Annotated in this window: 22 protein-coding genes and 1 tRNA gene; 10 read left to right on the top strand and 13 right to left on the bottom strand. The window is 64.0% G+C overall.

Annotation, left to right across the window (positions count from 1 at the left end):
• Window positions 1-274 precede the first annotated feature (274 nt).
• The 4 genes from secA (at window position 275) to A9976_RS13190 (ending at window position 6,257) form a co-directional block, all read left to right on the top strand.
• A complete protein-coding gene (secA, locus tag A9976_RS13205; RefSeq protein WP_183019384.1) occupies window positions 275-3,022 on the top strand; it encodes a preprotein translocase subunit SecA in 2,748 nt (915 codons plus the stop codon).
• A 311-nt stretch (window positions 3,023-3,333) separates the two neighbouring features.
• Window positions 3,334-4,566 carry a bifunctional glutamate N-acetyltransferase/amino-acid acetyltransferase ArgJ gene (argJ, locus tag A9976_RS13200; protein WP_183019383.1) on the top strand — a complete coding sequence of 411 codons (1,233 nt, stop codon included), beginning with the start codon at window positions 3,334-3,336 and terminating at the stop codon, window positions 4,564-4,566.
• Between the two features lie 165 nt (window positions 4,567-4,731).
• Window positions 4,732-5,688, top strand: a complete 957-nt coding sequence (locus tag A9976_RS13195; RefSeq protein ID WP_012207293.1) for an ATP-binding protein — start codon at window positions 4,732-4,734, stop codon at window positions 5,686-5,688.
• A gap of 50 nt (window positions 5,689-5,738) precedes the next feature.
• Window positions 5,739-6,257, top strand: a complete 519-nt coding sequence (locus A9976_RS13190; protein ID WP_183019382.1) for a (deoxy)nucleoside triphosphate pyrophosphohydrolase — start codon at window positions 5,739-5,741, stop codon at window positions 6,255-6,257.
• Window positions 6,258-6,267: 10 nt separating this feature from the next.
• On the opposite strand, the gene A9976_RS13185 is transcribed toward A9976_RS13190, so the two are convergent.
• The 8 genes from A9976_RS13185 to A9976_RS13150 all read right to left on the bottom strand — a co-directional run bounded on the left by A9976_RS13185 (window position 6,268) and on the right by A9976_RS13150 (window position 13,073).
• Window positions 6,268-6,498, bottom strand: coding sequence for a DNA gyrase inhibitor YacG (locus A9976_RS13185; protein WP_259649202.1), 231 nt, complete (start codon window positions 6,496-6,498; stop codon window positions 6,268-6,270).
• Between the two features lie 17 nt (window positions 6,499-6,515).
• Window positions 6,516-7,271: a cell division protein ZapD gene (zapD, locus tag A9976_RS13180; protein ID WP_183019381.1), complete on the bottom strand. Its 756-nt coding sequence runs from the start codon at window positions 7,269-7,271 to the stop codon at window positions 6,516-6,518.
• An 89-nt stretch (window positions 7,272-7,360) separates the two neighbouring features.
• Window positions 7,361-8,005 (bottom strand): dephospho-CoA kinase, encoded by a 645-nt coding sequence (gene coaE / locus A9976_RS13175; RefSeq protein ID WP_183019380.1) that lies wholly within the window; start codon window positions 8,003-8,005, stop codon window positions 7,361-7,363.
• 14 nt (window positions 8,006-8,019) lie between these two features.
• Window positions 8,020-8,904, bottom strand: a complete 885-nt coding sequence (locus A9976_RS13170) for an A24 family peptidase (protein WP_183019379.1) — start codon at window positions 8,902-8,904, stop codon at window positions 8,020-8,022.
• The gene (locus A9976_RS13165; RefSeq protein ID WP_183019378.1) at window positions 8,904-10,121 is read right to left on the bottom strand and encodes a type II secretion system F family protein; all 1,218 of its coding nucleotides are present in this window, start codon (window positions 10,119-10,121) and stop codon (window positions 8,904-8,906) included. Before A9976_RS13165 ends, A9976_RS13170 begins: the two co-directional genes overlap by 1 nt.
• 38 nt (window positions 10,122-10,159) lie before the next feature.
• Entirely contained in the window at window positions 10,160-11,902 is a 1,743-nt protein-coding gene (gene pilB, locus A9976_RS13160) for a type IV-A pilus assembly ATPase PilB (RefSeq protein WP_183019688.1), read from the bottom strand.
• 131 nt (window positions 11,903-12,033) lie between these two features.
• Window positions 12,034-12,110, bottom strand: a tRNA-Pro gene (locus A9976_RS13155).
• Window positions 12,111-12,143: 33 nt separating this feature from the next.
• Window positions 12,144-13,073 carry a polyprenyl synthetase family protein gene (locus A9976_RS13150; protein ID WP_034396917.1) on the bottom strand — a complete coding sequence of 310 codons (930 nt, stop codon included), beginning with the start codon at window positions 13,071-13,073 and terminating at the stop codon, window positions 12,144-12,146.
• Between the two features lie 230 nt (window positions 13,074-13,303).
• Between A9976_RS13150 and rplU the strand changes: the two genes are divergently transcribed.
• The 4 genes from rplU to proB all read left to right on the top strand — a co-directional run bounded on the left by rplU (window position 13,304) and on the right by proB (window position 16,385).
• Entirely contained in the window at window positions 13,304-13,615 is a 312-nt protein-coding gene (rplU, locus tag A9976_RS13145) for a 50S ribosomal protein L21 (protein WP_012207284.1), read from the top strand.
• A 15-nt stretch (window positions 13,616-13,630) separates the two neighbouring features.
• Complete coding sequence (gene rpmA, locus A9976_RS13140; protein ID WP_012207283.1) at window positions 13,631-13,888, top strand: 50S ribosomal protein L27; 258 nt, start codon at window positions 13,631-13,633, stop codon at window positions 13,886-13,888.
• Between the two features lie 149 nt (window positions 13,889-14,037).
• On the top strand, window positions 14,038-15,153 hold the full coding sequence (gene cgtA, locus A9976_RS13135) for an Obg family GTPase CgtA (RefSeq protein WP_183019377.1): 1,116 nt from the start codon (window positions 14,038-14,040) through the stop codon (window positions 15,151-15,153).
• A gap of 83 nt (window positions 15,154-15,236) precedes the next feature.
• Complete coding sequence (gene proB, locus A9976_RS13130) at window positions 15,237-16,385, top strand: glutamate 5-kinase (RefSeq protein WP_183019376.1); 1,149 nt, start codon at window positions 15,237-15,239, stop codon at window positions 16,383-16,385.
• 66 nt (window positions 16,386-16,451) lie between these two features.
• On the opposite strand, the gene A9976_RS13125 is transcribed toward proB, so the two are convergent.
• On the bottom strand, window positions 16,452-17,141 hold the full coding sequence (locus A9976_RS13125) for an RNA pyrophosphohydrolase (protein WP_183019375.1): 690 nt from the start codon (window positions 17,139-17,141) through the stop codon (window positions 16,452-16,454).
• A 93-nt stretch (window positions 17,142-17,234) separates the two neighbouring features.
• On the opposite strand from A9976_RS13125, the gene A9976_RS13120 reads away from it, so the two are divergent.
• Complete coding sequence (locus tag A9976_RS13120; protein ID WP_183019374.1) at window positions 17,235-18,980, top strand: proline--tRNA ligase; 1,746 nt, start codon at window positions 17,235-17,237, stop codon at window positions 18,978-18,980.
• Complete coding sequence (locus A9976_RS13115; RefSeq protein ID WP_183019373.1) at window positions 18,977-19,630, top strand: lytic transglycosylase domain-containing protein; 654 nt, start codon at window positions 18,977-18,979, stop codon at window positions 19,628-19,630. Before A9976_RS13120 ends, A9976_RS13115 begins: the two co-directional genes overlap by 4 nt.
• 54 nt (window positions 19,631-19,684) lie before the next feature.
• On the opposite strand, the gene A9976_RS13110 is transcribed toward A9976_RS13115, so the two are convergent.
• From A9976_RS13110 to prfA, 4 genes are all read right to left on the bottom strand, one after another.
• Window positions 19,685-21,058, bottom strand: coding sequence for a hemolysin family protein (locus A9976_RS13110; protein WP_034396907.1), 1,374 nt, complete (start codon window positions 21,056-21,058; stop codon window positions 19,685-19,687).
• Between the two features lie 187 nt (window positions 21,059-21,245).
• Window positions 21,246-21,569, bottom strand: coding sequence for a Grx4 family monothiol glutaredoxin (grxD, locus tag A9976_RS13105; RefSeq protein WP_012207276.1), 324 nt, complete (start codon window positions 21,567-21,569; stop codon window positions 21,246-21,248).
• A gap of 116 nt (window positions 21,570-21,685) precedes the next feature.
• A complete protein-coding gene (prmC, locus tag A9976_RS13100) occupies window positions 21,686-22,543 on the bottom strand; it encodes a peptide chain release factor N(5)-glutamine methyltransferase (RefSeq protein WP_183019372.1) in 858 nt (285 codons plus the stop codon).
• 9 nt (window positions 22,544-22,552) lie between these two features.
• Entirely contained in the window at window positions 22,553-23,635 is a 1,083-nt protein-coding gene (gene prfA / locus A9976_RS13095; RefSeq protein ID WP_183019371.1) for a peptide chain release factor 1, read from the bottom strand.
• Window positions 23,636-23,694 lie beyond the last annotated feature (59 nt).

The raw sequence follows: 23,694 nt of genomic DNA, 5'->3' as shown, positions 1-23,694 counted from the left end.
CGGCCCGCAGGGTCGTTATAGCAGCATCTGCGGGGTGGCGCGGGTCCGGGGATTCGGGTTCGGGGCTGTGCGGCTGCATGCGTCGGCCTGCCTGAAAGAGGGTTGGACAGAGGCAGTTAGAATCAATTGTTCGGTTCTCGCTTCCGTCCGGTCACATGTGTTCTCCAGCAGGGCACTTGCAGGCAGGTGGAGCGGCCCCATCTGAAATCCAACAATCTAGGGATTCCAGGCACACCGCAGTCCGCTTCAGCGGGCGGCGGTGTGTCTTTTTCGCATGGCCACCAACTTCCTCACCAAACTATTCGGCAGCCGAAACGATCGGCTTCTCAAGCAATACCGCAAGACGGTCGTTCGCATCAATGCGATGGAGCCCGACTACGAGAAGCTCAGCGACGAGGCTCTGCGTGCAAAGACGCAGGAGTTCAAGGAACGTGTGGCCAAGGGCGAGTCGCTGGACGACCTGCTGCCCGAGGCCTTCGCCGTTGTGCGCGAGGGCTCCAAGCGCGTCATGAAGATGCGCCACTTCGACGTCCAGCTGCTGGGCGGCATGGCACTGCACTACGGCAAGATCGCCGAAATGCGCACCGGCGAAGGCAAGACGCTGACCGCCACGCTGCCGGTCTACCTGAACGCACTGTCGGGCAACGGCGTGCACGTGGTGACCGTGAACGACTATCTGGCCAATCGCGATGCGACCTGGATGGCCAAGCTGTACAACTTCCTCGGACTGTCGGTGGGCATCAACCTGCCCAACATGCCGCGCGAGGAAAAGCAGGCCGCCTACAACAGCGACATCACCTACGGCACCAACAACGAATACGGCTTCGACTACCTGCGCGACAACATGGTCTACGAGTCGGGCGACCGCGTTCAGCGCGTGCTCAACTACGCCATCGTCGACGAGGTGGACTCCATCCTGATCGATGAGGCCCGCACGCCGCTGATCATCAGCGGCCAGGCCGAAGACCACACGGCCATGTACGTGGCCATGAACAAGATCGTTCCCAACCTGGTGCGCCAGGAAGGCGAGGCCGACCCGCGCACCGGCGAAGGCGTGACCAAGCCCGGCGACTTCACCGTGGACGAGAAGAGCCACCAGGTGTTCCTGACCGACCAGGGCTACGAGGCCGCAGAGCGCCTGCTGGGCCATGCCGGCATGATTGCCGAGGGCGCCTCGCTGTACGACCCGGCCAACATCACCCTGGTCCACCATCTCTACGCGGCGCTGCGCGCCAACAACCTCTACCACCGTGACCAGCACTATGTGGTGCAGAACGGCGAGATCGTCATCGTCGACGAGTTCACGGGCCGCCTGATGGCAGGCCGGCGCTGGAGCGATGGCCTGCACCAGGCGGTCGAGGCCAAGGAAGGCGTGACCATCCAGGCCGAGAACCAGACCATGGCCTCGATCACCTTCCAGAACTACTTCCGTCTCTACGGCAAGCTGGCTGGCATGACAGGCACGGCCGATACCGAGGCCTACGAATTCCAGGAAATCTATGGCCTCGAGACCATGGTGATTCCGCCCAACCGTCCCAGCAAGCGCGACGACCAGCTCGACCGTGTCTACAAGACCACGCGCGAGAAGTACGAGGCGGCGATCCGCGACATCCGTGAATGCCATGAGCGCGGCCAGCCCGTGCTGGTGGGCACGACATCGATCGAGAACTCCGAAATCATCGACGAGCTGCTCAACAAGGAAAACCTGCCCCACCAGGTGCTCAACGCCAAGCAGCACGAGCGCGAGGCCGACATCGTGGCCCAGGCCGGTCGTCCCGGCATGATCACCATCGCCACCAACATGGCCGGCCGCGGCACCGACATCGTGCTGGGTGGCAACATCGAAAAGCAGGTGGCTGCTGTCGAGGCCGATGAATCCCTGTCCGAAGCCGAACGCCAGCAGCGCATCGAACAAATGCGCGCCGACTGGAAGATCGAGCACGACAAGGTCTCGGCCCTGGGTGGCCTGCGCATCATCGCCACCGAGCGCCATGAATCGCGCCGTATCGACAACCAGCTGCGTGGCCGTTCGGGCCGCCAGGGCGACCCCGGCTCCTCGCGTTTCTACCTGAGCCTGGACGATGCGCTGATGCGCATCTTCGCGGGCGACCGCGTGCGCGCCATCATGGACCGCCTGAAGATGCCCGATGGCGAAGCCATCGAAGCCGGCATCGTGACCCGCTCCATCGAAGGTGCGCAGCGCAAGGTCGAGGCCCGCAACTTCGACATCCGCAAGCAGCTGCTCGAATACGACGACGTGTCCAACGACCAGCGCAAGGTGATCTACCAGCAGCGCAACGAGATCCTCGACGCCTCGGACCTGCACGAGATGATCACGGTGATGCGCGACGACGTGGTGTCCGATCTGGTGCGCCAGTACGTTCCCGCCGAGTCCATGGAAGAGCAGTGGGATCTGGCCGGCCTGGAAAAGGCGCTGGAAAGCGAATGGCGCATCCAGCTGCCGCTGCAGTCGCAGGTGCAGTCCGCGCACGCCATCACCGACGAGGAAATCCTCGAAAAGGTGCTGCAGGCCGCCCGTGAAGTGTTCGATGCCAAGGTCGAGCTGATCGGCCGCGAGAACTTCACGCAGTTCCAGCGCGCCGTCCTGCTGCAAAGCTTCGACACCAACTGGCGTGACCACCTGTCTGCACTCGACTATCTGCGCCAGGGCATCCACCTGCGCGGCTATGCGCAAAAGCAGCCCAAGCAGGAATACAAGCGCGAGGCCTTCGAGCTGTTCCGCCAGCTCATCGACCAGGTCAAGACCGAAGTCACGCGCGTGCTGATGACCGTGCAGGTGCAGTCGCGCGAACAGGTGGAGCAGGCCACCGAGGCCCTGGAGCAGCGCAGCGCCCACAGCCTGGAGCACATGACCTATGGCGCTCCGTCGGATGGCGACATCGGCGGCTCCGTCGAAGACGAGCCGCTGGAGCTGCCCGAAGGCGCTCGCGTGGGCCGCAATGATCCCTGCCCCTGCGGCAGCGGCAAGAAGTACAAGCAGTGCCACGGCAAGCTTTCCTAAAGCTCCCCCTGAGTCGCTTCGCGCCTTCCCCCGTGTGCACGGCGCCCTCTCTCGCTTCGCGGGAGGGGGGCGTCCGGGCAACCGGCGACACCCTCGGTGCGGGGCGGCGCGGCCGGCCCAGGCCCTTCCTTGGTGTCCCTGAGCTGGGGCATGCTTTTTTGGGGTTCACTGCACGCAGCAAGCTTCAATAGACAACACGGGCTTCGGCCCGTGTTTGCATTGGGGTGTGTTTGTGATGCTCTGAAATACGCACGGCCCTGGTTTGTTCCGATAATGGAGCGCGTTTTTCTTTCACTGTAGGAAGCCCCTCAATGCCTGTGAATCTCTCCGCTCCCGTGCACGCCGACCTGTTGGCGATCGACGGCGTTCGCATCGGCGTCACCGAAGCCGGTGTGCGCAAGGCCAACCGCAAGGACCTGTCCGTGTTCCTGCTCGACGAGGGCGCTTCGGTGGCTGGCGTGTTCACGCAGAACCGTTTCTGCGCGGCGCCCGTGCAGGTCAGCCGCGAGCATCTGGTTCAGACAGCGGGTGCCATCCGTGCCATGGTCATCAACACAGGCAATGCCAATGCAGGCACTGGCGCCGACGGCCTGGCACGTGCGCGCCGTACCTGCGCAGATCTGGCAACGCTGCTGCAGCTCAAGCCCGAGCAGATCCTGCCGTTCTCCACTGGCGTCATCATGGAAGAGCTGCCTGTGGACCGCATTGCAGCCGGCCTGCCGGCCGCCATTGCCGCAGCCAAGGCAGACAACTGGGGCACGGCTGCCGAGGGCATCATGACCACCGACACCCTGCCCAAGGCCTTCAGCCGGGCCGTGGACATTGGCGGCAAGCGTGTGAGCATCACCGGCATCAGCAAGGGCGCGGGCATGATCCGCCCCAACATGGCGACCATGCTGGGCTTTCTGGCCACCGATGCGGCCATCGCTCCCGAGCTGCTGCAGCCCCTGGTCAAGGAACTGGCCGACGGCTCGTTCAACCGCGTGACCATCGATGGCGACACATCGACCAACGACTCCTTCGTGCTGGTGGCCACGCACAAGGCCGGCAATGCGCAGATCACTTCGCTGACCAGCGCCGAAGGCCAGGCCCTGAAGGCTGCATTGCTGGATGTGTCGCGCCTGCTGGCCCAGGCCATCGTGCGCGATGGCGAAGGCGCCACCAAGTTCATCACCATCAAGGTGGAAGGAGGCAAGACCGAGGCCGAGTGCCGCCTGGTGGCCTACTCCATCGCGCATTCGCCCCTGGTCAAGACGGCGTTCTTTGCCAGCGACCCGAACCTGGGCCGCATCCTCGCGGCGGTTGGCTATGCTAGCATCGACGACCTGGACCAGACCAAGATCGACCTGTACCTGAACGAAGTGCATGTCGCAGTCAATGGCGGCCGCAACCCTGCCTATCAGGAGGAAGACGGCCAGCGCGTGATGAAGCAGCAGGAGATCATCGTGCGCGTGCTACTGGGCCGAGGGGAGGCCGAGCAGACCGTGTGGACCTGCGATCTGAGCCACGACTACGTGAGCATCAACGCCGACTACCGCTCCTGACTCTCCACCCACCGTGCCGCCGGCAGCCGCAGGCCTTGTGCCTGGCTGCTGCCAGCTTTCAAGGGCGGCCGGCGCGCAAAAGCTCTGGCGTTGGCATGAGATCCATCTCGATTCCCGGGCATATCCAGCGTCGGTGGCCGTGAGATCCGTATTCGAGAGACATCCATGACATTGCCCACAGAAGCCGTCGCCGCCCCCTTGCTGCAACTCGTGCAGCGCGCCGAGCAGCTGATGCAGCGCATCGAGGCCATCCTGCCCCAGCCGCTGCAATCCCCCGCGGACTGGAATACCGCGATCGCCTGGCGCTATCGCAAGCGCGCCAACGGCTGCGGCCTGCTGGAGCCCGTGCGCCACGTCGGCGCCATGCAACTGTCCGACCTGCAGAATATCGATGTGCAAAAGGACAAGATCGCGCGCAACACCGAGCAGTTCGTGACCGGCCGCACGGCCAACAACGTGCTGCTCACCGGCGCGCGCGGCACGGGCAAATCCTCGCTGATCCGTGCCTGCCTGCATGCCTTTGCTTCGCAGGGCCTGCGCCTGATCGAGGTGGACAAGGCCGATCTGACCGACCTGCCCGACATCGTCGATGTGGTGGCCGGCCGGCCCGAGAAGTTCATCATCTACTGCGACGATCTGAGCTTTGAGGAAGGCGAGCCCGGCTACAAGGCACTGAAGTCCATTCTGGATGGATCGGTCAGCGCCGCCAGCCCGAACGTGCTGGTCTATGCGACCAGCAATCGCCGCCATCTGCTGCCGGAGTACCAGTCCGAGAATCTGACCTACCAGCGTGGCGAGGATGGCGAGCTGCATCCCGGCGAGGTGATTGAGGAAAAGATCTCGCTGTCCGAGCGCTTCGGCCTGTGGGTGAGCTTCTATCCCTTCAGCCAGGACGAGTACCTGCGCGTGGTGGCGCAATGGCTGGAGGCCCTGGGACTGGACCAGGCCACGATCGAGGCCGCGCGTCCTGAGGCCCTGGTCTGGGCGCTGGAGCGTGGCTCGCGCAGCGGCCGTGTGGCCCATCAGTTCGCCCGTGACTATGCGGGCCGCGCCGAGCGCCCGAACCAGCGCCAGACCGGCATCGCCGATGTCCAGGGGCTGGCCGAAGAGGCCGAACTCTGACAAGCCTGCTGCCTGGCCTTGGGGCCGGGCGGTTTTTTGCGAAAGATCAAGTGACTGAAAAAGAAATCTCCCTGAACACCGGCGCCGATGCTGCCCAGTCTCAACCGCCGTCTCAAGCGCCGGCCCAGCGCAAGCACACCGAAGTCGCCGTTGGCGTGCTCCTGCGCGAGTCCGATGGCGCGCTGCTGATCACCAGTCGGCCGCCTGGCAAGCCCTATGCCGGCTATTGGGAGTTCCCTGGTGGGAAGATCGAATCCGGCGAGACCGTGGAGCAGGCGTTGCGTCGCGAGCTTCAGGAAGAGCTGGGCGTCGAGATTGCGGCCGCCCCCGTCTGGAAGGTGACCGAGCATGACTATCCGCATGCCCTGGTGCGCCTGCACTGGTGCAAGATCACGCGCTGGAGCGGGGAGTTCGAGATGCGCGAAGGCCAGCAGATGGCCTGGCAGCAACTTCCGCTGCAGGTGCAGCCGGTGCTGCCTGGCGCCTATCCGGTGCTGCAATGGCTCAGCGAGGAACGCGGGCTGCCTTTTGATGCCGGCTTCTACGAGGCAGGCCAGCCGAAAGCCTGAACAGGCCTGATCAGGGTTCGGTGCGAGGATCGCCGAAGGGCGAATCCTCGGGAGGCATGGGCGCCGGCACGCGGAATTCCTCGTTGGCCCAGGCTCCCAGGTCGATCTGGTAGCAGCGCTCGCTGCAAAAGGGCCGAAAGCGGTTGGCCGGCGCGAACAGGCTGGGGCCGCTGCAGGTCGGGCAGCGCACCGTGGGCCCTGCGGATGATGCATCGGCAGAGGATGTGGCTTTCGTGGACATGCCGGCAGTCTTTTCCATCAGCTGCAAAGCGTGACCTCGAACGAGGCATCTTCGCTGCAAGGCTGGGGTTTGGCGCCGCTTTCGGGGCGAAGCAGGCGCACCGAAACCAGCAGGCGGTTGCCGCTGATTTCCGGAACAAGATTCAGCGCCGGGTCTATGCGAAGGCGCAGCAGCTGAAAGCTGCGACCGGGTGGCATGGCCTGCTGGAACACGCCTTTTTCTGCGGCCACCCATTGCGGCACACCGGTTTCGCGCAGCAGCTTGAGCAGCAGCTGCAGCGACTGACCCAGCGGGGTCAGTGTGCTGGCCCAGTCCTCCAGATCACGCAGGCGCACCTGGGGGTCATGGAACTGCCAGGCGTGATAGGCCGGCAAATCGAAACCGCAGGTGCCGCCAGGGATGCCGATGCGGCTGCGCACGGCCATCAGCCATTCGTTGTCGGTCAGGGACTGGCCGGCCTTTCCGTTCTGGGCATTGAGCTGGGCAAAGCACTGCTCCACATGGCGGGACACCTGGTCGAGCATGTGCTCGGCGATATCGGGGTTGCCGCGCAGGCTGTCGAGCAGGCTTTTGTGGCGTTCGAGGTCCTTGAGCACGTCCGTCTTCAGGTCGGTGCGTGCTGCCACGTCCATGATCTCGAAGATGGTGACCAGCGCGAAATGGTGATCGATGGAATGAGCGCGCGACAGCAGCTCGCCCAGGCGGCGATACAGCTGCTCCAGCCTGAGGTAGGTCCTCAGGCGCTCATTGAAAGGATATTCGTACAGGATCACGCTTGCTGGGCTCCTCGGGGTGCACAGGAATCAGCTGTCTACGTCGTGCACATGCTGAATTACACGCACAGGCCAAGCCATGGCGTGCATCATAGCCCGAACCATGCAGAGATTCGATCGGTGCATGCGCGCAAAGCCTCTATCGTCATGGCCTCGTCGTTGTAGATCACCCAGTCGGCCGCCGCCAGCCGTGCCGCGCGGGTGGCCTGGGCGGTGATGATGGCTTGCACGGCATCGCGGGGCAATCCGTTGCGGGCCATGACGCGTGCGATCTGTGTTTCCGTCCGGCAGTCCACAACCAGCACGGCATCGAGCAGGGCAGGCCAGCGGCCGGACTCCACGAGCAGCGGGATGTCATGCACGATGAGCGCGCATCCGTCGTCGGTGGCCTGCTGGACTTCAATGGCGGTTTGCCGAGCCACCAGGGGGTGGATGATGGCTTCCAACTGCTGGCGTGCGGCAGGCTGCTGGAAGACCAGTTCGCGCATGCGCGCACGGTCCAGAGCACCGTTCGCATCGATCAGTTCAGGCCCGAAGCTGCGCGCAATCTCGGGCAATGCGGCACCTGACGGGGCGGTGAGGCTGCGCGAGATGTGATCGGCGTCGATGATGCTTGCTCCGCGCAAGGCAAGCTGGGCGGCCACGGTGCTCTTGCCGCTGCCGATGCCGCCGGTCAGGCCCAGTCGGAAAGGGCGCGGGTGCGGACGTGGTGGCGGGGCGTTGCTGGATTCCATGCCGCAGTGTCGGATCAAAGACCGATGGCCGCCAACAGGGATTGCAGCATCTGCTGGGGTCCGAACACCATGGCGGCAAAGCCGGCGCCCGCAAGAAAGGGGCCAAAGGGAACGTAGCCACCTTCGCGCAGGCGGCTGTTGATCTTCAGCGCAATGCCCACGATGGCGCCAATCACGGACGAGATCAGGATGATGGGCACGAGCGCCTGCCAGCCGAACCAGGCTCCCAGCGCGGCAAACAGCTTGAAGTCGCCATAGCCCATGCCTTCCTTGCCGGTGGCCAGCTTGAAGGCCCAGTAGACCAGCCACAGCGAGAGATAGCCTGCTGCAGCGCCCCAGACCGCGTCGGCCAGAGGCACTGCGGTCCAGTGCAGCGCCGCTGAAAGCAGTCCGGCCCACAGCAAGGGCAAGGTGATGTCGTCGGGAAGCAGCGTTGTATCCCAGTCGATCAATGCCAGGCTCAGCAAGGCGGCGCTGAACAGGCACCAGATGGCGCCCGTGGGCGTGATGCCCCATTGCATCGTGCAGTAGGCGAATAGCGCGGCGCAGGCCAGTTCCACCAGCGGGTAGCGGATGCTGATCGATGCCTTGCATTCCGAGCACCGGCCGCGCAGTGCCAGATAGCTGAGCACGGGAATGTTCTCGTACCAGTGGATGGCATGGCCGCAATGCGGGCAGCGCGAGCGAGGGCGGCTGAGACTCAGGGGCACCTCGGCCCGGTCAGGCGCAGCAGAAGGTGGCGCGGCGCCGGATTGCTCCTGTGCCCATTGGGCGCATTCCGCGTTCCATTGCTGTTCCATCATGCGCGGCAGCCTATGCACCACCACGTTGAGAAAGCTGCCGACCATCAGGCCAAGGAGGCCGCCCAGCGCGGCCTGCATCCAGGGATCCAAGAGCATCAAACCACCTGGCCCAGCTTGAAGATGGGCAGATACATCGAAACCACGATGCCGCCGATCAGGGTGCCCAGGAAAACGATGATGATGGGCTCCATCAGGCTGGACAGGCCGGCCACCATGTCATCGACTTCCTCTTCGTAGAAATCGGCCGCCTTGCCAAGCATATGGTCGATGGAGCCGGATTCCTCGCCGATGGCGCACATTTGCAGCACCATGGAGGGAAAGACGTTGGCATTGGTCATGGCCACCGTGAGGCTGGTGCCGGTGGAGACTTCCTGCTGGATCTTCTCGGTGGCATTGGCGTAGACGGCATTCCCGGAGGCGCCGCCGACGGAATCCAGTGCCTCGACCAGCGGAACGCCTGCAGCAAACATGGTCGACAGCGTGCGCGTCCAGCGTGCAACGCAGGACTTTTCGATCAACACACCAAAGACTGGCACCTTCAGTAGCGTGCGGTCCATGAATTGCTGCATGCCCTCGTTGCGCTTCCAGGCCTGCATGAAGAAGTAGAAGCCGCCACCGATCACGCCAAAGATCAACCACCACCATTGGACAAAGATATCGCTGATGCCCATCACGAACAGCGTCGGTGCCGGCAGATCCGCGCCGAAGGAGCTGAATACTTCCTTGAAGGCGGGAATCACGAAGATCATGATGATGGTCACGACGATGAAGGCCACGACGATCACCGAGATCGGATACATCAAGGCAGACTTGATCTTGGACTTGATGGCCTCGGTTTTTTCCATATAGGTGGCCAGCCGATCGAGCAGGGCCTCCAGGATACCGGCTGCCTCCCCGGCCTCCACCAGATTGCAGTAGAGGCTGTCGAAGTACATGGGGTGCTTGCGATAGGCCGCATTCAGCGAGGTGCCTGTCTCCACATCGGAGCGGATATCGGCCAGCAGGCGCGTCACACTGGGGTTGGTGTTGCCGCGCCCGACGATGTCGAAGGCCTGCAGCAGCGGGACGCCAGCCTTCATCATCGTGGCCATCTGGCGCGTGAACAGCGCGATGTCCTTGGGTTTGATTCTTTTGCCACCGCGCGTACGGCGCTTCTTGATCTTGCTGGGAAGCACACCCTGGCGGCGCAGCATGGCCTGGACCTGGTTGATGCCCCCGGCCCGGGTTTCGCCACGGACGATCTTGCCGTTGCGATCCTTGCCTTCCCACTCGAAGACAAATTCCTTGATTCCCTTGGACGCGGCTGTGGCCATCGTGCTCCCTCGTTTGTTGTCTGCGCTGTCCGCGCTATTTACTCATTGGTGACTGCCAGCACTTCTTCGAGCGAGGTCAGTCCCTGTCTGGCCTTGTGCAAACCCGATCCACGCAGCGACCGTACGCCTTCACGCTTGGCCTGTGCGGCGATCTCCAGCGCGCTGCCATCCTGCAGGATGATGCGCTGGATTTCCTCGCTGATCGGCATCACCTGGTAGATGCCGACACGGCCCTTGTAGCCGTTGTTGCAGGCCGGGCAGCCGACGGGTCTGTAGGTGACCCAGCTGCCATCGATGTCCGCATCGTTGTAGCCTGCGTCGATCAACGCCTCCCGCGGAATGTCCGCGGGCTCCTTGCACTGGGGGCACAGGCGCCGGGCCAGTCGCTGGGCGGTGATGAGAATCACGCTCGATGCGATGTTGAAGGGGGCAATGCCCATGTTGCGCATGCGCGTCAACGTGGTCGGTGCGTCGTTGGTGTGCAGCGTGGACAGCACCAAGTGGCCGGTCTGCGCAGCCTTGATCGATATGTCGGCAGTTTCCAGATCGCGGATTTCGCCGACCATGATGATGTCGGGATCCTGGCGCAGAAAGGCCTTGAGCGCAGTCGCAAAGGTGAGGCCTGCTTTTTCGTTCACATTGACCTGGTTGACGCCGGGCAGGTTGATTTCCGAAGGATCTTCCGCCGTGGCGATGTTCACGCCGGCCTTGTTCAGCAGGTTCAGGCAGGTGTACAGCGACACTGTCTTGCCCGAGCCGGTAGGACCTGTGACCAGAATCATTCCATAGGGGCGTCCGATGGCTTCAAGCAGGCGCGCCTTCTCCTCGGGCTCATAGCCCAGGGCGTCAATGCCCATCCTGGCCGAGCTCGGGTCCAGGATACGGATCACGATCTTCTCGCCGAAGAGCGTGGGCAGTGTGCTTACGCGAAAGTCGATGACCCGGTCCGGGCCGACCTTGAGCTTCATGCGCCCATCCTGCGGGACACGCTTTTCCGAGATGTCCATGCGCGAGATCACCTTGATGCGCGACGCCAGCTTCTCCTTGATGGCAATGGGCGGTGATGCAATCTCACGCAACTCGCCGTCGATGCGAAAGCGTACGCGGTACTGGTGCTCGTAGGGTTCGAAATGCAGGTCCGACGCGCGCATGTTGAAGGCGTCGAGCAGCATTTTGTGCAGGAACTTGACGATGGGCGCATCTTCAACGTCTGCTGCGGCCGAGTTGTCCTTTTCCTCTGCAACCTCATCAGGCTTGAGGTCGCCGAACTCGAAATCGCCGCCTCCGGTGTAGCTCTCCATGGTTTCGCTGGCGCTTTTGCTCTGCTGAGCTATCAGGCGTTCCAGCTTGTCGGCCTCGACGATGATCCAGTCCACGCCCAGTTGGGTGGTGAACTTGATCTGCTCGGCGGCTTCCTGCTGCGTCGGGTCGGCGGTAGCCACCGTGAGGCGATTGCCGCGCTTGCTCAGCGGGAGGACGCGATAGCTGCTGATGATCTTGGCGTCCAGCAGATCCTGCGGCAGGCGCATGGCGTTGACCGCATCAAGATCGAGCAGCGGCGCGCTGAACATGGTGGAAACCGTCTCCGCCACTTCCAGGGCCGAGAGGGTGCCGGCGACGCTCAGTTCTGCAATGAACGAGGTGCGATTGGCGGCTGCCTTGCTGGCCGCCGCTTCTGCCGCCTGCTGCGACACCTTGCCTGCTGAAATCAGGGCTCGCCCGATGCCAGGAAGCGATGCGACAGTGGAGGCATTCTTGAGCGAGGAGTCAGCAACAGCCATGTAGCAAGACGTGTGAGAGGAAAGGACATTTATCCTATCATCCCTGAAGCCTTGAAAGGCCAGACGCACTGTTGCGCAGCCAGTTCTTGAACCTGGCGCAACAGTGAAGTGGTGATGAAGTGACCAGAATATGGTCGGGGTGAGAGGATTCGAACCTCCGGCCTCTACGTCCCGAACGTAGCGCTCTACCAGGCTAAGCTACACCCCGTTGCTTTTGTAGACAAAGCAATGCAGCCTGAATTCAGGTGCGTCGCTCCAAAAGCTGAGACGCCAATTGTAGCAAACTTGCCGTATGCAAATTGCTCGGGAGCACATTTATTGCGTCAATGGCGCGGCGTGCTTCGGCATGGGCGGCTTCGCGTGCCACGTCCAGCGCGCCTGTGCTGCGCACGATATCCACCACGGCAGACAACTGCTCGGTTGAGCCCTGCTCGATGGCGTTGCGCACGATGGCTGCCTGCTCCGGGGTGCCGCGCTGCATGGCGGCAATCAGCGGCAGGGTGCACTTGCCTTCGCGCAGGTCGTCGCCCAGGTTCTTGCCCATTTCCTGGGTGTCGCCTGTGTAGTCGAGCACGTCGTCAATGATCTGGAAGGCGGTGCCCAGGGCCTGGCCATAGATGGCGCAGGCCTGTTCGATCTCGCGGGGGGCGTCTGCCAGCACGGCGCCCAACTGGGCGCTGGCCTCGAACAATTGGGCGGTCTTGGAGCGGATGACGTGCAGGTATCCGGCTTCATCCAGCGAGGCATCGTGCGTGTTGATCAGCTGCTGAACCTCGCCCTCGGCGATCACGTTGGTGGCGTCCGACAGGATCTTGAGCACACGCATGCTGCCCACTTCCACCATCATCTGGAAGGAACGCGAGTGCAGGAAGTCGCCGACCAGCACGCTTGCCGGATTGCCGAAGGTCTCGTTGGCCGTCGGGCGGCCGCGGCGCAGGGTGGACTCGTCCACCACGTCGTCGTGCAGCAGGGTGGCGGTATGAATCAGCTCGACCACGGCCGCCAGGACATGCCTGTCCCTGCCTTCGTAGCCCAGCGCATTGCAGACCATGAGCAGCAGGGCCGGGCGAAGGCGCTTGCCACCGGCAGCGATGATGTACTGGGAGATCTGGGCAATCAGCGGGACGGTGGTCGTCAGGCGCTGGGCGATCACATGATCCACCTCGCGCATGTCGTCAGTGATCAGGGCAAGCGGATTGGGGGTGGAGAGAGCTGTGGTCAAGGTACTGTGGCCGCCAAGTGGATCGGCAATTATAGGAAGGGCGATCCCGCCTGCGGCCCGCCGTGGCGGTTGTTTGGGCGCGGGGTGGGAACGCTTCATGCAAAGAATGTGAGTGCGTGCTAGAATCCCCGGCTTCCGTGGAAATTCGTTCGCGGAACTCTCAAATTCAAGAGGTTTAAATGTACGCAGTCATAAAAACCGGCGGCAAGCAGTATCGCGTTGCGGCCGGCGAAAAGATCAAGGTAGAACAGATTGCTGCGGACGTAGGCCAAGAAGTTGTGATCGATCAGGTTCTGGCAGTCGGCAACGGCGCTGAAATCAAGGTCGGCACACCTCTGGTGTCCGGTGCGTCTGTCAAGGCAACCGTGGTTGCTCACGGCAAGCACGACAAAGTGCACATCTTCAAGATGCGCCGTCGTAAGCATTATCAGAAGCGCCAAGGCCATCGCCAGCAGTTCACAGAGCTGCAGATCGTGGCGATCGCTGCTTAATTCAGGAGCTGAGTCATGGCACAGAAAAAAGGCGGCGGCTCTACGCGAAACGGGCGCGATTCCAAGCCCAAAATGCTCGGCGTGAAGGCTTTCGGTGGTGAACTGATCACTGCCGGCTCGATCATCGTGCGCCAACGTGGCACCAAGTTCCATCCCGGCGACAACGTCGGCGTGGGCAAGGACCACACCCTGTACGCTCTGGTGGACGGCCACGTGTCGTTTGCTGTCAAGGGTGCACTGTCCAAGCACACGGTCAATGTGACGGCTGCCTAAGCCCTGTCACTTCGACGCTCGAAGCCCCGACCTGTCGGGGCTTTGTCGTTTCAGGAGGGTTGTGCATCGTGCCTTCGCCCTCTTTTCCGTCTCTGAGGTGTGGCCTGGGGCTGTCTGGTGCACACTGCTTTTTGTAAACTGGATGCCTCATGAAGTTCGTCGACGAAGCTTATATCGACATTTCCGCCGGTGACGGCGGCAATGGCTGCGTGTCATTCCGGCACGAAAAATACAAGGAATTTGGCGGTCCCGATGGTGGAGACGGTGGCCGTGGCGGCCATGTCTACGCGGTGGCCGATGTCAACCTCAACACGCTGGTGGACTACCGCTTCTCGCGCCGCCACGATGCCACGCGCGGCGAGCACGGCAAGGGCTCGGACATGTTCGGCGCGGCGGGCAACGACATCACGCTGCGCATGCCGGTCGGCACCATCATCAGCGATGCCGAAACCGGCGAGGTGCTCTACGAGCTGCTGACAGCTGGCGAGGTGGTCACCATTGCCAAGGGCGGCGATGGCGGCTACGGCAACCTGCGCTTCAAGAGCGCCATCAACCGTGCGCCTCGGCAAAAGACGCCGGGCTGGCCTGGCGAGCGCAAGAATCTCAAGCTGGAGCTCAAGGTGCTGGCCGACGTGGGCCTGCTGGGCATGCCCAACGCGGGCAAGTCCACCTTCATTGCCGCGGTCTCCAATGCGCGCCCCAAGATTGCCGACTACCCGTTCACCACGCTGCATCCCAATCTGGGGGTGGTGCGCGTCGCTGCCGAGCAGAGCTTTGTGGTGGCCGACATCCCCGGCCTGATCGAAGGTGCCTCGGAAGGTGCGGGCCTGGGTCACCAGTTCCTGCGCCATCTGCAGCGCACCCGGCTGCTGCTGCATGTGGTGGATCTGGCGCCGTTCGATGACAGCGTGGACCCCGTGGCTCAGGCCAAGGCCATCGTGGGCGAGCTGCAGAAATACGATGCCGAGCTGTACGACAAGCCGCGCTGGCTGGTGCTCAACAAGCTGGACATGGTGCCGGCCGAGGAGCGCGCGGCACGCGTCAAGGACTTCGTCAAGCGCTTCAAGTGGAAGGGGCCGGTCTTCGAGATTTCGGCTCTGACGCGCGAAGGCTGCGAAGTGCTGATCCGCACCATCTACCAGCATGTGCATGCGCAGCAGCAGATCGAGTCGGGCCCCAAGGAAATCGATCCGCGCTTCGTCGAAGTCGAGGGTGATGGCGTGGATCTCACAGATCCGCGCTTTGCCCCTCGCGATTCAGAGTAAGAGCCGCCTGCCGCTCCCATCGCCTTGATCACAACAGCGGCGCGGCCTTCCTGGGCCTGCGCTGCAAGAATCACTATCCATCCATGTCTTCCAACTTGTTGCGTGATGCCCATCGCATCGTGGTCAAGGTCGGCTCGAGCCTGGTGACCAATGAAGGTCGCGGTCTTGACGAAGCCGCCATCCAGGAGTGGAGCCGCCAGTTGGCGGCCCTGGTTCGAGGCGATGAAAGCCATGGCGGCCAGCGGCGCGAGGTGATCATGGTCTCCAGCGGCGCGGTGGCTGAAGGCATGAAGCGCCTGGGCTGGGCCGCGCGGCCCAAGGAGATCCATGAGCTGCAGGCCGCTGCAGCCGTGGGCCAGATGGGGCTGATACAGATGTACGAGTCCAAGCTGCGCGAGCAGGGCATGGGCAGTGCCCAGGTGCTGCTCACGCATGCCGATCTTGCGGACCGCGAGCGCTATCTGAATGCGCGCAACACCTTGCTGACGCTGCTGCAGTTGGGCATCGTGCCGGTGATCAACGAGAACGACACCGTGGTCAACGACGAGATCAAGTTCGGCGACAACGACACCCTGGGTGCTTTGGTGGCCAACCTGATCGAAGCCGATGCCCTGGTCATCCTGACCGATCAGCGAGGCCTTTACAGCGCCGATCCGCGCAGCAATCCCGATGCGCGTTTCATCGACGTGGCAAATGCCGGCGATCCCGCGCTGGAGGAGATGGCGGGCGGCGCGGGCTCGTCCATCGGCAAGGGCGGGATGATCACCAAGATCCTCGCGGCCAAGCGTGCGGCGGGGTCGGGTGCTTCAACCGTCATCGCCTGGGGCCGTGAACAGGATGTGCTGGTGCGTCTGGCTGCAGGCGAGTCCATCGGCACGCTGCTCGTGGCGCAGACCCACAAGAACCAGGCGCGCAAGCAGTGGATTGCCGACCATCTGCAGTTGCGCGGCTCCGTGTCCGTGGATGCCGGTGCCGTGGCCAAGCTGCGTGACGAGGGCAAGAGCCTGCTGCCCATCGGCATGGTGAATGTGGATGGCGAATTCGCCCGTGGCGATGTGATCGCCGTGCGCGATGCGCTGGGAATCGAGGTGGCACGCGGTCTGGCCAACTATGCAAGTGCCGAGGCACGCCTGCTGTGCCGCAAAGGCTCGGTGGAGATCGAACGCTTGCTGGGCTATTCGGCAGGCCCTGAGATGGTGCACCGCGACAACATGGTGATTGCCGGGCACTGATGCCTGCGCAATCGGGGCAAGGAAAAAGCGCACCTTCGGGTGCGCTTTTGCATGGAGCCTTTGGCTTCAGGCCTTGCCTGGATCAGGGTGCAAGATCTGCTGCTGTCCTGACTGTGGATCAGGATCGAAACAGGCGCCAGGCGGCAACTCCATGCCGGGATTGATGCGAAAGCTGCCCGAGCGCGCCGGATGCAAGCCCGGAGCACCATAGGTATCGGGGCCTGTTTCATGGGCTTCCCTGGGGCGCATTCCGCTGCGAAGATAGCGGTTGCGCTGCTGTTCGCCCCGTGGCAGAAAGCGTGCCAGCTCGGTCAGGGCCATCTCGTAGACGCCGCGTTTGAACTCCACCACCACATCCAGTGGCACCCAGTAGTCGTTCCAGCGCCAGGCGTCGAATTCGGGATGGTCGGTGGCACGCAGGTTCAAATCCCAGTCGTGACCCATGAGTTGCAGCAAATACCAGATCTGCTTCTGGCCTTTGTAGTGTCCGCGCGCATCGCGGCGGATGTACCGGTCTGGCACCTCGTAGCGCAACCAGTCCCGGGTGCGGGCGACCACGCGAACGTGGTTGGGCATCAACCCCACTTCCTCATGCAGCTCCCGGAACATGGCCTGTTCGGGTGTCTCCCCCCGGTCAATGCCGCCCTGTGGAAACTGCCAGCTGTGGGTGCGGATGCGCTTGCCCCAGAACACCTGGTTCTTTTGGTTGAGCAGGATGATGCCGACGTTCGGGCGAAATCCGTCCCGGTCAAGCATAATCGAACCCCAATTTTCTGAATTGTGTCCATTATGCACGGTGCCTTGCCAGCGGCAAGCACGCTGCCCCGATTCCCGCGAAGCCCCTGATCCATGAAAGCCTCCCAATTTTTCATCTCCACCCTCAAGGAAGCTCCGGCCGACGCCGAAGTGGTCAGCCACAAGCTCATGACGCGGGCCGGCCTGATCAAGAAGCTGGGCGCAGGCATCTATAACTACATGCCCATGGGGCTGCGCGTGATCCGCAAGGTCGAGGCCATCGTGCGCGAGGAAATGAACCGTGCCGGTGCCGTCGAAGTGACCATGCCCGTGGTCCAGCCTGCCGAGATGTGGGAAGAGACAGGCCGCTTCGAGAAGATGGGCCCCGAGCTGCTGCGCATCAAGGACCGCCATGGCCGTGATTTCGTGATCCAGCCCACCAGCGAAGAGGTGGTGACGGACATTGCGCGCCAGGAGCTCAAGAGCTACAAGCAGCTGCCCAAGAATTTCTACCAGATCCAGACCAAGTTCCGCGACGAGCGCCGTCCGCGCTTTGGCCTGATGCGTGGCCGCGAGTTCATCATGAAGGACGCCTATTCCTTCGACAAGGACCGCGATACCGCCCAGATCAGCTACCAGACCATGCGCGCGGCCTACAAGCGCATCTTCGATCGCTTCGGCCTGCAGTACCGTGCCGTGCGTGCCGACAGCGGCGCCATCGGCGGTGATCTGAGCGAGGAATTCCAGGTCATCGCCTCCACGGGCGAAGACGCCATCGTCTACTGCCCCAGCAGCGACTACGCCGCCAATATCGAGAAGGCCGAGGCCCTGGCGCCTGCCGGCCCCCGTCCCGCTGCAGCCCAGGCCATGACCCGTGTGGCGACGCCGGGCAACAGCACCTGCGAGTCCGTGGCTGCCCAGCTGGGCCTGCCGCTGTCGCAGACGGTGAAGTCCCTGGTGCTGGCCACCGACAAGCTCGACGACAAGGGCGATGTGGCGGGAAGCCAGGTCTGGCTGCTGCTGCTGCGCGGCGACCATGAGATGAACGAGATCAAGGTGGCCAAGGTGCCCGGCCTGGACGTGGGCTTCCGCTTTGCCACCGTGGCCGAGATCGAGGAGCACTTCGGTTGCCAGCCCGGCTACCTGGGCCCCATCGGCCTGAAGAAGCCCGTGAAGCTGGTCGTGGACCGCGAGGTCGCCGTGATGGCCGATTGGGTCTGCGGAGCGAACGAGGCCGACTTCCACATCACCGGCGTGAACTTTGGCCGTGACCTGCCCGAGCCTGATGCCGTGGCCGACCTGCGCAATGTGGTGGCCGGCGACAAGTCCCCGGATGGCGCAGGCGAGCTGGCCATTGAGCGCGGCATTGAAGTGGGCCATGTGTTCTACCTGGGCACCAAGTACTCCCAGGCCATGAACGCCACCTTCCTGGCCGAGAACGGCAAGCCCTCGCTGTTTGAAATGGGTTGCTACGGCATTGGCGTGACACGCCTGCCGGCTGCCGCCATCGAGCAGAACCATGATGAGCGCGGCATCATCTGGCCCGACGCGATTGCGCCCTTCACCGTGGTGGTCTGCCCCATCGGCATGGACCGTAGCGAGCCCGTGAAGGAAGCCGCCGAGAAGCTGCATGCCGAGCTGCTGGCACTGGGCGTGGACGTGATCCTGGACGACCGCGGCGAACGCCCGGGCGCCATGTTTGCCGACTGGGAACTGATTGGCGTGCCGCACCGCGTGGTGCTGTCCGACCGGGGCCTGAAGGAAGGCCAGGTCGAGTACCAGCATCGCCGCGACACGGAAGCGACCAAGATGGCCGCCGCCGATGTGATGGGCCATCTCAAGCAGAGGCTGGGACTGTGAGCCAGGCCCCCGTGGTGGCGCGCCGCGACTGCCTGCGCCTGGCGGCTTCGCTGGGTGCTGCACCGTTGCTGGGCGCGGTGGCCGCGCCCGCCTGGGCCGGCGGGCAACTGGAAGAGCCGCTGGCCGATTCGGTGCGCACTGCGCTGAGTTCGGCCGTCACGGGATCGGCGCCGCCCGAGCTGCGCTTTGCCTCCACCGAGGCCCGCATGGACTACCTGCGCTGGCTCACGGCCAGCAGCGAGCGCCTGCGTTCACGCAAGCCCGAACTTGCAACACGGCTGGAGTTCCTGCAGACCGTCTGGTACGAGGCCAAGCGCGCCGGACTGGAAGTCTCGCTGGTGATGGGCCTGGTCCAGGTGGAAAGCGCGTTCCGCAAGTTCGCCATCTCCAGCGTGGGCGCGCGCGGCTACATGCAGATCATGCCGTTCTGGATGCGGCTGATCGGCGATGGCGACATCGGCAAGCTGTTCCACATGCAGACCAATCTGCGCTTTGGCTGCGTCATCCTGCGCCACTATCTGGACCGCGAAAACGGCGATGCCTACATGGCGCTGGGCCGCTACAACGGCAGCCGGGGGCAGCCCCAATACCCGAATGCGGTGTTCGCTGCGCAGCGCCGCTGGGAGATCGAGCCCTCGCGCTCGGCCTGAGGGGCCGCAGGCTGGCGCCTGGCGGCAGTCCTGCAGGCCTGCCTTGCTGTGTTTTCAGGACGAGGTGTCCGGCGACATGCTGGACACCTTGGCCACGGCGGCGGCCGTGTCGCCTGCGTTGGGCGGGGCGGCCGGGCTGCTGCCGGACATGCGTGTGACCAGCACCTGGTCGATGCGGTAGCTGTCCACGTCCATGACCTCGAAGCGGTAGCCTCCCCATTGCACGGTGTCCGTGCGCCTGGGAATGCGCCGAAGCATGACCATGAGGAAGCCCCCCAGGGTTTCGTAGTCCTCGGAATGCGGCAACTCGTCGAGCTCCAGGGCCTGCATCACATCCTCGACCGGCGTGACGCCATCGATCAGCCAGGAGTTCTCGTCGCGGCGCAGGATCTGCTCCTCGTCGCCGGGGCTGACCAGGCCGCCCATCACCGTGCTCATCACGTCGTTGAGCGTGACCACGCCGACCACCAGGCTGTATTCGTTGACGATGACGGCAAAGTCCTCATGCACCTGGCGGAACTGCTCCAGCACCTCGGCCAGCGTCAGGCGGTCCGGCACGACCAGCACCTTGTGGACCAGCGAATCGTCCATGAGCGACAGGGACTGGTTGTTCAGCGCGCGCTGGAACAGATCCTTGGCATCGACATAGCCGACGATATGGTCGATGTCGCCGTCGCAGACGGGGTAGGTGGAAAAAGGTTCCTCGGCAATGCGGACCCGGATCAGTTCATCGGGGTCGTCGCGGTGGAAGTAGGCGATGCGGTCGCGCTGCGTCATGGCCGAGCCTATGGTGCGCGAGTCCAGCTCGAACAGATTGGCGATCACCTGCTGCTCCTTCGCGGCCAGCACGCCTGCGCGTGCGCCGGCTTCGGTCATGGCCAGGATGTCTTCGTGCGTGATGCGGTCATCGCGCACCGTGGGCAGGCCGAAGAGCTTGGCAACGGCGTCGGCCAGATGGTTGAAGCACCAGACCAGGGGCTTGAGCACGGCCATGCACCAGAGCATGGGGCGCAGCACGCGGATGGCCAGGGCCTCGGGCTCGGCCATGCTCAGGCGCTTGGGCAGCAGGTCGGCGAACAGGATGAACAGGGAGGTGACGCTGGCGAACGAGAGCAGGAAGCCCACGGTCTGCGCACGGCTGTCGGGCAGCCAGAGCATCAGCAGCTCGGCCAGATAGGGGGTCAATGCCCCTTCGCCTACCACGCCGCCCAGGATGGCGACGGCGTTCAGCCCAATCTGCGTGACCGTGAAATATTCGCCCGGCTGGGCCTGCATCTTCATGACCAGTTCGGCGCGGGGTTCGCCGTCCTCCATCATCTGCCGCAGTCGCAGGCGCCGCGAGGCGGCCAGCGAGATCTCGGCCACGGAGAAGAAGGCACTGGTCAGTATCAGCGCGACGATCAACAGCAGACTTTGGGACAGACTCATAGGCAAGGCGGAGAAGCGGGCGCAGGCGCGCTTTTCCGGATGTGAAAGATGTGACCATTCGACCACACATCGCATGCCCCTGGCCCTGAGGCATGCCCGGGGAGTCCGCCGGCAGCGCGGCACAAGCGAAAAAAAGCCACCCGAAGGTGGCCCGATGCTGCGCCGAAGGCGCGTGGCGTGCGAAGGCTCAGGCCTTGGGTGCCAGCAGCTGCTGCAGCTCGCCCGACTCGTACATCTCCATCATGATGTCCGAGCCGCCGATGAACTCGCCCTGCACGTAGAGCTGGGGGATCGTGGGCCAGTTGCTGTAGTCCTTGATGCCCTGGCGGATTTCCTGGTCTTCCAGCACGTTGACGGTGGAGATGTCCTTGGTTTCCACGCCGCAGGCCTTGAGGATCTGGATGGCGCGGCCAGAGAAACCGCACATGGGAAAGCTGGCGCTGCCCTTCATGAACAGCAGGATGTTGTTGCTCTTGACCAGTTGGTCGATGCGTTGCTGGGTGTCGCTCATCTGTGTGGTGCTCCGGGGTCGTGGTGGGCGCCGCAGGCGCGGCGGCATGGATGGGATTATTTCATTCTCGGCGCGGACTTTGAAAGCATGCGGGATTGCTGCGCCCAGGCCGGAGCTCAGGCCTGCCCTTGCCATTGCCCGCCCGTGCAGCGGGCAATGCCGCCCAGGTCGTGGCGATGCTGCACGCGGCCAAAGCCGGCCTGGCACAGCAGGGCGGCCGCGGCATCGGCCTGGTCCCAGCCATGCTCCATCAGCAGCCAGCCGCCGCTGGCCAGCATTGCGGGCGCCTGGGCGATGATGGCGCGGATATCGGCCAGGCCATCGGCGCCGCTGGCCAGTGCCGACAGCGGCTCATGCGCCAAGGCCTGCAGGTGTGGATCGTCGTCGCGGATATAGGGCGGGTTGCTGACGATGAGGTCGAACGGTGCCTGCCCTGCCAGCGGCTGGAGCCAGCTGCCATGCGCGAACTGCACGCCCAGTTGCAGGCGCGTGGCATTGGCGCTGGCAACGGCCAGTGCGTCGGCGCTGGCATCCACGGCCCAGACCGTGGCGCCGGGGCGCTGGCTTTGCAGGGCCAGGGCTATGGCGCCGCTGCCGGTGCCCAGGTCCACCACGCGGCAAGCGGGGCCTGCCTGGGTCTGGATGGGCATGAGCTCCAGCGCCCAGTCCACCAGGGTCTCGGTATCGGGGCGTGGGTCGAGCACACGCGCGTCCACGGCCAGATCGAGCCCGTAGAACTCCTTGTGGCCGAGCAGGTAGGCAACGGGTTCCCCGCCAAGGCGGCGTGCACACAGCGCGGCATAGGCCTCGGCCTGGGGGCCGGTCAGCATGTCCTCGTCATGGGTCAGCAGCCAGGCGCGGCCGCCAGACTGGCGCCCGAGCACATGCAGCAGCAGCATTTGCGCATCGATGCGCGCAAGCCCCAGGGCCTGGGCCTGCTGCAGCGCTTGTTTGACGATGGGTGGATTGGCCATGCCCTGGTCTCAGTTGTTGACCTGCAGCTCGGCCAGCAGTTCGGCCTCGCGTGCGGCCTGCAGCGCGTCGAGCACGTCACCCAGGTCGCCTTCCATCACGGCCAGCAGCTTGTAGATGGTGAGGTTGATGCGGTGGTCGGTGAGCCGGCCCTGGGGGAAGTTGTAGGTGCGGATGCGGTCGCTGCGGTCGCCGCTGCCGATCAGGCCCTTGCGCAGTGCGGCCTCCTTGGCTTCGCGCTCGCTGCGTTCCTTCTCCTGCAGGCGCGCCTGCAACACCTGCAGGGCCTTGGCCTTGTTGCTGTGCTGGCTGCGGCCGTCCTGGCACTCGGCGACGATGCCCGTGGGCAGGTGGACCACACGCACGGCCGAGTCGGTCTTGTTGATGTGCTGGCCGCCCGCGCCGCTGGCACGGAAGGTGTCGATGCGCAGGTCGGCCGGGTTGAGCGTGATGGCCTGGGTTTCGTCCGGCTCGGGCATGACGGCCACGGTGCAGGCGCTGGTGTGGATGCGGCCCTGGGTCTCGGTGGCCGGCACGCGCTGCACGCGGTGGCCGCCGGATTCGAAGCGCAGGCGACCGTAGACATCCGTGCCTTCCACGCGCAGCACTACTTCCTTGTAGCCGCCCAGCTCGCTCTCGTTGGCGCTCATGATCTCGACCTTCCAGCCCACGGCGTCGCAGTGGCGCGTGTACATGCGGGCCAGGTCGCCTGCGAACAGGGCTGATTCGTCGCCGCCCGTGCCCGCGCGGATTTCGACGTAGGCGTTGCGCGCGTCATCGGGGTCCTTGGGCAGGAGCAGGCGCTGCAGCTCGTCCTCCAGCTGGACCAGCTCGGCCTCGGCACTGGCGATTTCCTCCTGCGCCATGTCGGCCATGTCGGGGTCGGAGAGCATGTCCCGCGCGGCGGCCAGATCGGCCTCGCGCTGGCGGTGGCGCGCATAGCGGCCTGCAATGGCGGTGACGTCCGCGTGCTCGCGCGAGATGGCGCGGTACTGCTTCATGTCGCCCATGATGTCTTCGCGCGAAAGCAGGAAGTTGAGTTCTTCAAGGCGCTGGGCGTAGCGCTCCAGTTGTTGGCGCAGAAAGTCTTGCATGGTGTGAGGCGGTGGTGCGAAGGGCTGCTTGGGCAGCACTGCGGCGGGAAACGGGGGGG

The organism is Delftia sp. UME58 (genome assembly GCF_014170385.1).
Classification (GTDB): Bacteria; Pseudomonadota; Gammaproteobacteria; order Burkholderiales; family Burkholderiaceae_C; genus Comamonas; species Comamonas acidovorans.
This window is presented reverse-complemented; position numbering and strand designations above follow the sequence as displayed.

Bases quoted from the DNA above. Each gene is read 5' to 3' on its own strand.
- secA (WP_183019384.1), top strand. From the start codon at position 275: ATGGCCACCAACTTCCTCACCAAACTATTCGGCAGCCGAAACGATCGG.
- argJ (WP_183019383.1), top strand. From the start codon at position 3,334: ATGCCTGTGAATCTCTCCGCTCCCGTGCACGCCGACCTGTTGGCGATC.
- A9976_RS13195 (WP_012207293.1), top strand. From the start codon at position 4,732: ATGACATTGCCCACAGAAGCCGTCGCCGCCCCCTTGCTGCAACTCGTG.
- A9976_RS13185 (WP_259649202.1), bottom strand. From the start codon at position 6,498: ATGTCCACGAAAGCCACATCCTCTGCCGATGCATCATCCGCAGGGCCC.
- coaE (WP_183019380.1), bottom strand. From the start codon at position 8,005: ATGGAATCCAGCAACGCCCCGCCACCACGTCCGCACCCGCGCCCTTTC.
- A9976_RS13170 (WP_183019379.1), bottom strand. From the start codon at position 8,904: ATGCTCTTGGATCCCTGGATGCAGGCCGCGCTGGGCGGCCTCCTTGGC.
- A9976_RS13165 (WP_183019378.1), bottom strand. From the start codon at position 10,121: ATGGCCACAGCCGCGTCCAAGGGAATCAAGGAATTTGTCTTCGAGTGG.
- pilB (WP_183019688.1), bottom strand. From the start codon at position 11,902: ATGGCTGTTGCTGACTCCTCGCTCAAGAATGCCTCCACTGTCGCATCG.
- A9976_RS13150 (WP_034396917.1), bottom strand. From the start codon at position 13,073: ATGCGCGAGGTGGATCATGTGATCGCCCAGCGCCTGACGACCACCGTC.
- rplU (WP_012207284.1), top strand. From the start codon at position 13,304: ATGTACGCAGTCATAAAAACCGGCGGCAAGCAGTATCGCGTTGCGGCC.
- rpmA (WP_012207283.1), top strand. From the start codon at position 13,631: ATGGCACAGAAAAAAGGCGGCGGCTCTACGCGAAACGGGCGCGATTCC.
- cgtA (WP_183019377.1), top strand. From the start codon at position 14,038: ATGAAGTTCGTCGACGAAGCTTATATCGACATTTCCGCCGGTGACGGC.
- proB (WP_183019376.1), top strand. From the start codon at position 15,237: ATGTCTTCCAACTTGTTGCGTGATGCCCATCGCATCGTGGTCAAGGTC.
- A9976_RS13125 (WP_183019375.1), bottom strand. From the start codon at position 17,141: ATGCTTGACCGGGACGGATTTCGCCCGAACGTCGGCATCATCCTGCTC.
- A9976_RS13120 (WP_183019374.1), top strand. From the start codon at position 17,235: ATGAAAGCCTCCCAATTTTTCATCTCCACCCTCAAGGAAGCTCCGGCC.
- A9976_RS13110 (WP_034396907.1), bottom strand. From the start codon at position 21,058: ATGAGTCTGTCCCAAAGTCTGCTGTTGATCGTCGCGCTGATACTGACC.
- grxD (WP_012207276.1), bottom strand. From the start codon at position 21,569: ATGAGCGACACCCAGCAACGCATCGACCAACTGGTCAAGAGCAACAAC.
- prmC (WP_183019372.1), bottom strand. From the start codon at position 22,543: ATGGCCAATCCACCCATCGTCAAACAAGCGCTGCAGCAGGCCCAGGCC.
- prfA (WP_183019371.1), bottom strand. From the start codon at position 23,635: ATGCAAGACTTTCTGCGCCAACAACTGGAGCGCTACGCCCAGCGCCTT.